At 46.5% G+C, this 12164-nt stretch carries 10 protein-coding genes; 5 read left to right on the forward strand and 5 right to left on the reverse strand.

Translation table 11 applies throughout. The annotated features are described in order from the left end of the window. Positions 1-14: 14 nt before the first annotated feature. Together AC3ITG_RS00995 and AC3ITG_RS01000 are read left to right on the forward strand one after the other, a co-directional pair. Positions 15-2348: a helix-turn-helix domain-containing protein gene (locus AC3ITG_RS00995; protein ID WP_489252535.1), complete on the forward strand. Its 2334-nt coding sequence runs from the start codon at positions 15-17 to the stop codon at positions 2346-2348. A 33-nt stretch (positions 2349-2381) separates the two neighbouring features. Next, on the forward strand, positions 2382-3512 hold the full coding sequence (locus tag AC3ITG_RS01000; protein ID WP_489252536.1) for a glycoside hydrolase family 88 protein: 1131 nt from the start codon (positions 2382-2384) through the stop codon (positions 3510-3512). A 122-nt stretch (positions 3513-3634) separates the two neighbouring features. Here AC3ITG_RS01000 and pdxA read toward each other — a convergent pair whose 3' ends face one another. The 5 genes from pdxA to AC3ITG_RS01025 form a co-directional block, all read right to left on the reverse strand. Beyond that, positions 3635-4636 carry a 4-hydroxythreonine-4-phosphate dehydrogenase PdxA gene (pdxA, locus tag AC3ITG_RS01005; RefSeq protein ID WP_489252537.1) on the reverse strand — a complete coding sequence of 334 codons (1002 nt, stop codon included), beginning with the start codon at positions 4634-4636 and terminating at the stop codon, positions 3635-3637. Next, a complete protein-coding gene (locus tag AC3ITG_RS01010) occupies positions 4633-5928 on the reverse strand; it encodes a four-carbon acid sugar kinase family protein (RefSeq protein ID WP_489252538.1) in 1296 nt (431 codons plus the stop codon). The genes pdxA and AC3ITG_RS01010 overlap by 4 nt, the downstream gene beginning before the upstream one ends. Before the next feature lie 62 nt (positions 5929-5990). Then, entirely contained in the window at positions 5991-6977 is a 987-nt protein-coding gene (locus AC3ITG_RS01015) for a 2-keto-3-deoxygluconate permease (RefSeq protein WP_063566472.1), read from the reverse strand. Positions 6978-7143: 166 nt separating this feature from the next. Beyond that, complete coding sequence (locus tag AC3ITG_RS01020; RefSeq protein WP_489252539.1) at positions 7144-8826, reverse strand: sigma-54-dependent transcriptional regulator; 1683 nt, start codon at positions 8824-8826, stop codon at positions 7144-7146. 180 nt (positions 8827-9006) lie between these two features. Beyond that, a complete protein-coding gene (locus AC3ITG_RS01025; RefSeq protein WP_489252540.1) occupies positions 9007-9156 on the reverse strand; it encodes a hypothetical protein in 150 nt (49 codons plus the stop codon). Between the two features lie 54 nt (positions 9157-9210). Between AC3ITG_RS01025 and AC3ITG_RS01030 the strand changes: the two genes are divergently transcribed. The 3 genes from AC3ITG_RS01030 (at position 9211) to AC3ITG_RS01040 (ending at position 12151) form a co-directional block, all read left to right on the forward strand. Further along, positions 9211-10164: an alpha/beta fold hydrolase gene (locus tag AC3ITG_RS01030; protein ID WP_489252541.1), complete on the forward strand. Its 954-nt coding sequence runs from the start codon at positions 9211-9213 to the stop codon at positions 10162-10164. Positions 10165-10368: 204 nt separating this feature from the next. Further along, entirely contained in the window at positions 10369-11073 is a 705-nt protein-coding gene (locus AC3ITG_RS01035; protein WP_489254386.1) for a PspA/IM30 family protein, read from the forward strand. Positions 11074-11119: 46 nt separating this feature from the next. Next, positions 11120-12151 (forward strand): TFIIB-type zinc ribbon-containing protein, encoded by a 1032-nt coding sequence (locus AC3ITG_RS01040; RefSeq protein WP_379448649.1) that lies wholly within the window; start codon positions 11120-11122, stop codon positions 12149-12151. Positions 12152-12164: the final 13 nt, after the last annotated feature.

Consider the following 12164-nt stretch of genomic DNA (forward strand, 5'->3'; position numbering starts at 1 on the left):
TGAGGAGGAGACGCATGAAGAGAAAAAGCATCCTGTTATCCTGGGGCATTTCTTACATGGTCATTCTGCTCATACCGATTGTGATCGGTGCTGCTGTTTTTGCCGAGTCTCGCATGTTGCTCGAAGAGGAAGTTAACCGTTCTAATATGGTGCTGTTATCTCAGGTACAGGAAACCATTGATAATCAGATTGGTGATATTGGCAGCATTAGCAATCAATTAATGGCTGACTCCCAACTGATGAGCTTCATTAATCATGCGTCTGAACAGGATGCCCGCTGGAGATTCATGGGGATTGATCTGATCAAAAACCTGAAATCTACACGCGTCGGAAACGGCTTGATTAGTGAACTGTATATTTATATCAAACAATCCGATATCGCGTTGTCCTCTTCTTCACTCATTCAAAAAAATTATCTGTATGACATGTTCTATCAGGGCACCAATGTAACCGAGGAAGCGTGGACCCGGCTTATGCATGATTCCGGTAAGAGCATGTACCGAAAGATGGAGGTTCGGAGTGAAGATCGACGGATTGAAGACACGCTGGTCTATATTCAGCCGTTTCCTATCCAGAATGGCGCTGACAGCCCTGCGACCTTCGTCGTTAACCTGGACCCTAACCGATTCCAGCAAGCCATTGATAATGTACGTTTGGAAAAAGAGAGCACCGTGTTCATTCTGGATCACGACGGTCAGACGTTATTTTCTACCGGATCAATTGAAACCCCTTACATGAATGGGGAGGACCTTAACCTTTTCGATGATGCTGGGAAAAGAACGGAAACGATCGATTGGAATGGAGAATCCGTGACCATATCGCAGATTTCTTCCAAGATCCAGGACTGGAAGTATGTATCCATCATACCTACCCGAATCTATGCCAAGAAGCTGACGGTTATCCGCGATATTACTCTTGGAGGTGTTGCCGCAGGACTTATCCTCGGTGGGGTAGCAGCCTGGTGGTTCACCAGACGGAATTACCGTCCGCTGGGAAGGATCATGAACATTATCTCGGATAAGGTCAAGTGGAAACTGGAGCAGCCGGACGATGAATATGGCATTTTGCAATCTGTTCTGATGCAAGCCTGGGAAGAGCAGGATCAATTTGCGAACAGGCTCAAGGATCAGCAAAGCGTTGTACGGAGCAGCCTACTCTCCAAGTTGATGAAGGGAAGGGTACAGGTGGGTGAGGAGTTTGCTTCGGCGCTGGAACGTTCGGGCATTCGGTTCGAGACGGATTCGTTTGCCGTATTGCTCCTACACATTGAGGATGTTGAAGGACTGTTCCGTTCTAGAGTACGTGAGCAGGACCAGGAGGAGAAACATCAATTTGTACACCTGATTCTGACCAATGTGCTGGAGGAGATGATCGGCTCAATCGGTCATGTATACTCTGCGGACATTGATGGAAGAATTGCGTTCCTGATTAATATTCGGGAGTGTGAGGAGGATACGAGTCATCAGCTAATTCGTGCAGTCGAAGAAGCCCAGCGTTTCATCGGCTCCCGATTCTGCGTGTACTTCTCTGTTGGCGTTAGCCATGTTCATCACCGTATTGCGGAGATCGCAGATTGTTTCCGTGAATCGGAAGAAGCGCTGGAATACAGGTTGATTCTGGGGATCGGTCAAATTATTGACCCGAACCGGATTCGTCGGCCCAAGGAGGAGCTGTATTACCCTCTCGATCTGGAGAGACAGCTCATCAATTATATCGCTACAGGCAATTATGCCCGTTCCACGGAAGTGATGAACGAAATTCTCATGACTAATTTTGCAGGAGAGCCCTTGTCTGTTGAACTGGCTCGCTGTCTGATGTTTGAGTTGATCGGTACCTTTCTGAAAGCTACGGAACAGATCAAGACGGATGATCAAAACGAGATGACACAGCGCAACGATCTGATTCGGCAATTGTTTGCATGTGAGACCTTTGAGGAGATCGAGTCCGAATTGCTGCGGATACTGGAGACGGTATGCCAGACAGTGCATGAGCGCAAGCGGTCCCGCAGTGAGGAATTGAGGGATCAACTGGTGGAATTCATTCATGAGAGTTATGCAGATGTCAATTTGGGCTTGACCCATTTATCCGAGCGGTTTCGTTTTCATCCAACCTATGTCTCCAAGTACTTCAAGGAACAGACCGGAGTCAACGTGATCGATTACATTAACCAATATCGAATTGAGCAATCCAAGAAAATTCTACAGGCAGAGGAACTGACGATCCAGGACGTATCCGAGCGGGTGGGTTTCCTGAACAGCAATTCGTTCATTCGTGTCTTTAAGAAATATGAGGGAATTACACCCGGCCAGTATAAGCAAAACAGCAGATTTGTCCAGCAAGAGGGTTGAAAAATATTACTTGCCTAGAGGAGGAACTGTTCCATGTGGAAAAAAGCTATTGAAGATGCACTCAATGTCACTCGGCGTAATATAGATCGGTTTGAAGGACGCTTTCCCCATGTTAGTAATGGGGATGAGCATTATGTGCTTAACGATAATACAGAGTGGACGGCAGGGTTCTGGTCGGGCATCCTGTGGTTATGCACGGAGTATACTCAGGACCTGAGGTTTCGTGAGGCTGCCGTGAATAGCGTCGATAACTTCCGTCGGCGAATGGAACAGAAAATCATTTTCGATCATCATGATATTGGCTTCCTCTATTCGTTGTCTTCTAAGGCACAATGGATTGTGGAGCATGATGCCGCTGCCAAAAAACTTGCGATTGAAGCTGCCGATATGCTAATGAAACGCTGGCGAGAGGAAGCTGGACTGATTCAGGCCTGGGGGCGGAAAGGTGATGTGAACAACGGAGGGCGAATTATTATTGATTGCCTGCTCAATCTTCCGCTGCTGTTCTGGGCGTATGAGCAGACCAATAACGAGGAGTATCGCCGCGTTGCTGAGCTGCATGCGCTGAAAAGCCGCCGTTTCCTCGTTCGTGGAGACGACTCTAGTTATCATACCTTTTATTTTGACCAGGCTACCGGAGAGGCCATTCGAGGTGGTACACATCAAGGCTACAATGACGGCTCTACCTGGACTCGCGGACAGGCATGGGGAATATACGGTTTTGCACTGTGCAGCCGCTATCTGCAAAGTGCAGAGATGCTGGAGACAGCCAAACGTCTTGCCCGTTATTTTCTTGCCCATCTTCCGGAGGACGAAGTAGCGTACTGGGATTTTGATGCCCCGCAGACGCCTGAACCGAAACGGGACAGTTCTGCATCGGCTATTGTTGCCTGTGGTTTGCTAGAAATTGCCGGACAGCTTGATGAAGCCGATCCTGAGCGGGAGGCTTTTCGGAAAGCAGCGGAATCGTCTATGAAATCCTTAATTAATCATTATTCCACGCAGGGCTTCGATACAGCGGAGGGTCTGCTGAAGCATGGCTCATACTCCGTAAGAGGTGGAGATTCACCTGACGATTATACGATCTGGGGCGATTATTATTATCTTGAGGCGTTGATGCGTCTGGAACGAGGCATACCTGGCTATTGGTATGATCGTCAATAAAGTGATTATGAACAAGTTCCTTGCCGATGAATTAAAATATTTTGACCCAAAAAGAAAAAGCAGCGATTCTTCCGTGATGACAGAATCGCTGCTTTTTTATCTTTATATGTGAATACGTGCTGTTAAATTTGCGTTTTTGGCGCAAGCTCAATGGCGGAACGAATGGCGGCCAGCATGCTTTTATCATCGGCGATGTTTTTGCCTGCGATGTCAAAGGCTGTTCCATGGTCTACAGAAGTACGGATAATACCGCCCTTGAGACCCACCGTAATGTTCACGCCTTCTTCAATGCCCATAACTTTGATTGGGGCATGTCCCTGATCGTGATAACAAGCAACAACGATATCGAAATCGCCACGGCCAGCGCGGAAGAATAACGTATCCGCCGGAAGTGGACCAACCACGTTAATGCCTTCCTTTTGCGCACGTTCGATGCCGGGCTGGAGCTTTTCTTCCTCTTCACCATTACCGAACAATCCGTTCTCACCTGCATGCGGGTTAATACCGCAAACAGCTACACGCGGATTTTCGAAGCCAGCTTTTTTCAAAGTATCATGAGCCAGTTTAACCACAGTGTATGTTCTTTCCGGGTTGATGCTCGCAATGGCATCAATCAGACCCATATGCGTCGTAAGGTGAATCACTCGCAGATTGGGTGTAGTCAGCATCATGGAGAAATCCTCGGTATCCGTTAAATCAGCCAAAATCTCGGTGTGACCTGGATACAGGTGCCCACCGAGGTGCAAGGCTTCCTTGTTCAAAGGCGCTGTGCAGATGGAGTGAATTTGCTGTTTTTTCGCTAGATCAATGGCCTTCGCCAGAAACTGAAATGCTGCATCTCCCGCAACGGCAGATACTTTTCCATATTCCAGATCTGCAGGAATGAGATCCAAATCAATAACGTCCACAGTACCGAATTCATACTTGGCTTCGTATGGTTCATGAATGGCATTTACTTTCAGGCTCGATCCGATGACAGGCAGGACACGCTCCAATATTTTTGCATCGCCAATGACGAGTGGATTGCAGTTGTTGTAGACCTCCTGATGGCCTAATGCTTTCATAATGATCTCGGGTCCAATGCCTGCTGCATCTCCCATTGTAATTCCAACGGTTGGTTTCATACGGTAACTCCTCCTTTTAATTTTTCAATCGCATGGATGAAGACGTCTGGCTTGCCGAATCCGCCCGCTTTGGTAATCACGTGCAGATCCTCAATTCCAATAAATTTCGATATCGGTACACCAATTTCAAGCTCATCGAGCAGTTCGAAACCGCTGATATTCCACTTCATACAGATTTGTTTAGCTGTATCTCCGCCCGTCATGGATACACCTTTGAAGTACCCATTCTCCAGCAGCTTAGCACAGATTTCACCTATGGCCCGTACAATTTCATTGCTGACCTCGGTGTGATTAAGTCCTCGGACTTCACCCGTAGCACGTGCTAGTTCAATATCTACCTGTTCGGCGGTTGAATAGAGGACAACGTCATTGCCTTCCACGGCTTTGGCCATCACTTCCTCATACACACGATCGATTTCTTGCTCACGATCTGCCGATCCCGATACGGCTTTGAACGAATGGAACGGGATGGATGATACGTTAGTTTTCTGTAGCAACAGCTTGAGCTGCTCACGAGAGTTTTTGTTCACACTCCCTACAACGGTGAGGATCGGACCCGGATTCGCCGGAATGATCAATTCCGCTGACTTGGCTCCCAAGCCGTAATGAGTGGGAAGGTAGTTCGCGATACCTGCCGAGCCTGCCCAGGCAAATGTATAATCCAACTCGCTGGTGATATTAAGGATCTGCTCTAGGTGTTGCTCATCCGTCGAGTCGACGAGGATATAGGGAATGCCGGTTGCCTTAAAGGTTTCCAGTTGCGTCTTCATATGATCTGTACCCGATTCAAGATCGCTAACCTTAATCTCGCCCACTTCATAATTGGTCTGTAGCTTGAGCAAATCCGGAAGATACGAAAGGGTCACAGGTGTCTTCGGATCATTAGCAATCTCTGTATCAGCCAGTGGAACGCCATTTAGATAATGCGTGCCATTAAGAATGGTGCGATTGTTCTTGGGATAGCCTGGGGCGATCATCATGAAGTCCGGTTTGACCACATCATACAAAGCGTCGATCTCGATCCCGATGTTTCCGCGCATGGTCGAATCCATTTTTTTGAAAATGGTGCCAAATCCGTTCCTTAACAGCAATTCGGCTGCTCGGCTAACTCGCTGATACGCATGCTCCGGTGTGATGGAACGGCTATCGGTATCAAACACGACCGCATCGTAATTACGAATGTTATCTTCGTCCATGTTGAAAAGTACGCTTGTCTTTAATCCATGACGGGCAAGCTGCACCCCGCTGTCATTGGCGCCGGTCAAATCATCTGCAATAATGGCTAATTTCATGCAGTCATCCCTCCTTGAAAATCAAAATTAAATATAAGTCCGGTCAGCTAAATTCAATGCATTTATGTGGACGGTCTTTGATTGTATTTCTCGACACCGCCTGATTTCTCCAGCCTTTTGGAAAGGAATCCGATGAAGATCGGTAGCAGAATGGCGGTTGTCACAACACTCGCCGCAATCTGCACGGTAGCGATTTCAGCAATTGGAGCAAATGAAGCATTGGCAGCCACGATGGCAGCAGGTGTACCTACAGCGTTACCGGCTGTGGAACCTTCCGAAGCTCCGACAATGGGATTCCAGCCAATGGCTTTGAAGAGCAGGTAGCCGACGCCGCCAGTAATCAATACAGTAATTACACCCAGCATGATGCCGCTAAGTCCGCCTTGAATGATGGACGAGAAGTTGATTCCCATACCCAGTGAAAAGGCGAAGAATGGAACGAGCTTGTCGCTGCCTTTGTGCAGCCATTCAGCAAGGTTGCGATCCAGGTTACCGATAACAACACCGACGATCAGTGGAAGCAGTACGGCTACAAAAGCCATCGGGGAGAACATGCCGTTGGCGAAGCCCATCGCACCGAAAATAGAGAGTGCAACCATGGTAAGAAAAGGTCCATCGCTGAGTGCGAGGAACGGATAAGCCGCCTTGTCATCCTCTTTGCCGTATTGTCCGGCCAGCGCGATGTACAGTCCACCATTGGAATTCGTCATTGCAGCGATAATAGCAAGCGGTGCCAAACCAAGGAATAAACCATTGGAATCCGCAAAATAGATGGCGATCAAACCTAATACTGCACCAACTGCCCACTTGAACACAAGCAATGTAACGCCTTTACCAACCGAAGAACCTGCTGTCTTGAACGTAATTTGTGTACCAGCAATCAACAGGAACAGGGCGATCAATGTACTTGAGCTATTTACGAACAGGGCTTCCGTGAAACCCCCGATTCGCAAAGCATTCGGAAAGAATGTGTTAATGGTTGCACCGAGCAACAGGGGAACAACCATCATACCGCCAGGAATACGATCTAATGTTGCTTTAATGTTCATAGTAGTGGCTCCTTATGAAGTAATCGTTTTTATAAAGCGTTTGCAGGGATTATGTTATCCCATATTGTTTATTTTAGCAACACTTAATTATTGTAAATTTTAAGTAATAGTTATAAGTGTTTAATTATGCAACACTTATGATCGTAAAAAAAGCGTAAACCTAAAGTTACTCTTTAAGTTTACGCCATAAGGTGGCACGGTTAATCCCCAAGCGGTCGGCCGCCTTGGATTGATTATTGTTTTCCTCATGTAGAACGAATTGAATAATCTCTTTTTCGATTTCTTTCAGCGTACCACTAAGCTTCATCGTATTGGATGAGGGTTGTTCACCGAGCAGATGTGATAAGGTCTCAGCTGAGATCACGTAATCCTGTTCATTCAGTGCAGCCTGTTTGATAAGATGCCTCAACTGGTTCACTGTCATATGCGGCACTTGATCTCTGATTAGCTGCAACGCGTCCTCTTTCATCTTCACCGCAGCTGTCCCATACTTCTGGTAGTAATCGCTGAGGAAATGCTGAATCAGTGGAGCAAGATCCTCCTGTCTGTCCACAAGGCTCGGCATAATGATCGTATTCAGCTCGATATCCAGCGTTCTGTTTAGATTCAATCCCTGTTCCCCTAGGATAAATACCCCGATCTGCCTCTGTAGACAGGTCTGAATGAATGAGATCAATTCCTCATCCTTCGAGCCATCTTCCAAATGATTAATTTCCACGTTGCGAACTTTGGAGAGGGGGATTTTGTGCAAATGGTCTGGAGGAACCTGGGCAATATCGATTTGGAGCATCAGCCCACCGCTGGAGTACATCTGATGAATATGTTTTACCAGAAAAGACTTGCCCGAATCCGCTTCGCCTAGCAGATAAATAGGTTCATGGTTCTCATAAACCGCCCGGATATTTTTCAATACGGTCTGCATGGCAGGTGATTCGGCAACGATCGGTTCCATGGATATATCGGTATATGCCGTTATGCCGAATTGTGCAAAAGCATAGGGCTGTCCTTTTTCAAGGGAGTATACTTTATAGCTTTTGTTACTTAACGTCGTTTCATAGGCTGTCACCGTAAGTTGGTAATCATCCACGATGAACACATTTTGAACTTGGGACTGGTGGAAATCCAGGTTGGTATTGGTGAGATAAATGTGATTTTCAGTCAGCGGATTCTGTTCAAAATCAGTCAAATTCTCGAATACAACCTCGTTCTGGTCGTCCAAGATCATGAGATTTGGATGCTCCTTGGTAACCAGGTTATTCAGTATGATGGATATCGCGTGATTTTTGCTCAAGTACCGATATACCAACTGTGCATCTTCAAGCGCTCTGAGGATGGATTCCTTGCCAGACTGGATCAGCAACCCTTCCATTCCATAGGTTTTAGCTGTATTCACGGTGATAACATCGCCAACAATCTGACGATACCCTGACGCTTTCAGCTCCAGCAGCAGCCGTGCCACATCCTCGGAGCTGCGTATGGTATACACCTTTAAAGGCAGTTCCATTAGATCGATAATCGACTGTGCCCCTGAAGTAATATTGGCAAAGCCAACGATAGCGGTTTGGCCGTTGAACTGGCTTGCCAGCGTTAGGGAGCGTATCATGTCATATCCCGACAACTGCACATCGATGACGGGGATGGTCACGGCTTCCTTAATCAGCTGGGCGGTACCCCCGCGGCTAATCACAATCTCTGCTCCGTTTCGTTCAGCCTGGGCCGCCAATTCGGCGCCTTTCATCAGGTCGCCCACCTTATATTGAATGGCTAACTGGGGAAATAGCGGAATACATTCTTCTATAATAGTAGTCATGGATTCGTAAGGAGCAATAATATGAACTCGTGTACGCATAATTTTCCTGCCTTTTATAAAAATCATTCATGGTTCCTACTGGTACATCAGACCAGAGGGCTTTCCTTATTATAGCCAACTTGCAGAGGAATGGCATCCCTGGCTCCTGACGGATTCAGTTATGCTGACAAGCAAACAGATTATCTGAATGTACTCTCCTCCTTGGAAGTGTGGTAAAGATCACGGAATACGGCATTCGAATTTATCAAACAGGAAGCACAACTGGCGCAGATTGCCGAATACGTTCATGCTAATTTTGACGTCGATCTGCTGGATGTCTTCTTCACAGCGGTGGAGAGCCTCCCCGTAGAATCCTAGTAAAGTATACATCTATGAACACATGTTATAATAATTGGAAATGGGACAGAATGTTGGGGGAATGTAATGAAAATTGTACTTAAAAGAATGGGCTATGGTGCCTTGGCTTTATTGGGTATCCTGCTTTTGTTCATAGCGATTAGTTTCATGAATCATACAATTAAATTAAAGAAAGAATCGGCTATACTATCACCCCTAGGTGTAATGGTTGATGTTAATAATCACCCAATGCATGTTTATACAGAAGGTTCCGGAGAACATACACTGGTCTTTATGTCAGGTGGGGGTACATCTTCTCCTGTATTGGATTTCAAGGCGCTCTATTCCAGATTGTCGGATCAATACAAGATTGCTGTTGTTGAGAAGGCAGGCTACGGCTTCAGTGCAACTGCAAAGGTCCCCCGTGATATCGATACGATGTTGGAAGAAACCAGAACAGCTCTGATGTTAACGGGAGAAACACCGCCCTATGTGTTATTTCCGCATTCTATGTCGGGTATAGAAGCACTATATTGGGCACAAATGTATCCAAACGAAGTTGAGGCTATCATTGGTCTTGATCCTGCTATTCCACAAGTTTATGAAGAGTATCCTCTACCTTCAGCTGGTATGAGGAGTCTTACAGGCCTAGGAGCTCGTGTCGGAATAACTCGTTTTTTTTCCGACATCGTTAACTCGTCCGCCGCAATTGAAGAGAAGCGGTTGTCCTCCCAAGAGGAGGAGATATATAGGGCATTATTTTATAAGAAAACGCAGACACTGAACATGAATGAAGAAGTTAAAATGATTAGGAATAATGCAGCACAAGTTTTAGAACGAGGTATTCCGGATGTGCCCATGTATTTTTTTATATCTAATGGAGAGCAATTACCTGTCGAGAACTGGAAAAATTACTTAGTAAACTACGTTGAGTCTGTGAAGAATGGTCGCTATTTGTTATTACATAATGGTCATTACGTTCATGATGCTGATCCTGATCTAATTGCAGAGGAAAGTATCAAATTTATAGAAGAACTGTAAATGCCGAAAATGAACACAATGATTTCGAAGAGTTTTAGTTAATGAGGCGACGCCATAGGCGATCGTCTTTTCTTTTATAACGTAAGGAGATTATGTCACGCTTGGATTACTTCAGATTTATTGTTGCAGTGGCAGTAAATGAAACCTTCAACCTCATATTCATGTATTATAGTACATATGAACTGATCGAAGGAGGAACGAATGATGGGAATCTTATCGAGGTTTAGGGACGTGATGAAAGCGAATGTGAACCATGTGCTGGCTCGGGCGCAAGATCCGGAGAAGACGGTGAATGAATATATGCGGAGCTTGAGCAGTGATCTGGGTCAGGTGAAGGCAGAGACGGCTGCGGTTCTCTCGGATGAGAGCAGGGCGAAGAGGGCTTTGGACGAATGCAGTGCAGAGATTAAGAAATTACAGCGGTATGCAGAGAAATCTGCGGAGTCCGGTGATGAAGACAAGGCACGCGGTTTTCTGGAAAAGAAGGCAGCGCAGACTAAGAAACTGAATGAATTACAAGCTGCCTATGATCGGGCTTCTGCCAAGGCCAAAGTGATGAAGCATATGCACGAGAAGCTGGTTGCGGATATGGGGCAATTGGAAGCTCGGCATACGGAGCTGAAGGGCAGGATGGCGGCTGCCAATGCGCAACAACAGGCCAATGAACGGAACGCTTCGGCTGCCAGTGCTAGTGCTACTTTGAAGGCGATGGAAGACAAGGCGAATCAGGCACTTAACGAAGCTGAGGCTTTGGCTGAACTTCGTGCTGGGGTACAGGAAGAAGATCTGGATGTGCTAATTGCACAGTTGGAGCAACAAATGAATGCCGAAGCGGGTAATAATGGACAGGTGACGCCGAGTCCAGAGGAAGAGCTTGCAGCAATTCAGAAGAAATTGGAAGATAAATAACGATATATAATATGTCATACATTTCGTTAAACATTGAGGTGAGCAAATGCCGGTAATCGAGTACAAGTGTCCCAACTGCGGCAGTGGAATGCTTTTTGACAGTGCAACTGGAGCGTTATCCTGCCCCAGCTGCGGACGACAAGATAATATCGAACAGATCCCCGATCCGCTGAAGAAACAGGTGTTCACGGAGAATGAAGTCAAGGAGTATCACTGTAACAGCTGCGGCGCGGATATTGTGACTGAGCCGGAGACAAGTGCAACGACATGCAGCTTCTGTGGAGCCGCCGTTGTGCTGAGTGATCGACTGACGGGAGATCTGGCACCGGCCATGGTCTTACCCTTTTCGATCAGTAAGGATGAGGCCAAGCAGGCGTTCAAAAAGTGGTGCAGAAACGGCTTGCTGACACCTAGTGGATTCATGACGGCTGACCGGGTCAAGAGCATTACCGGGATGTACGTGCCCTTCTGGTTATATGAGTTACATAATAAAATCGAAGTTCATGGCCGTGGCACAAAAATCAGAACTTACACGCAGGGTGACTACCATTACACGGAAACGCAGCATTTCGATATTTACCGGAGAATCCGGCTGAATTATGTGAATCTGCCCATTGATGCTTCGGAGAAAATGAAAGATGAACTGATGGATAAGCTGGAGCCTTTTCCTTATAACCAGTTAAAGCTTTTCAAAACCCCGTATCTCGCCGGGTATATTGCGGAAAAATATAGTTATACGGATGAGGAATTATACCCGCGCGCCAAGGAAAAAACGAGCTCTTATATTGATTCTTATATTGCATCAACGGTTTCAGGCTATAACAGTGTCAGCTACACGGACAAACAGATTGATACTACGTTAAAAAATGCAGACTATGTGCTGCTCCCGGTGTGGATGGTTTACTATGACTACAATCGTTCGCAGTATACCTTTGCCATGAATGGCCAGACGGGGAAAGTGGTGGGTAAGCCGCCTATTAGCAAAGCTAAAGTTGCCGGATGGTTCGCAGGAATTTCAGCCGTTTCCTTGTTGTCATTGAAACTGGTCTCCTGGATGATGGGAGGTGGATTCCTTTGAGAAAAAGAAAAAA

This window comes from Paenibacillus sp. GL_099_B, assembly GCF_057835695.1.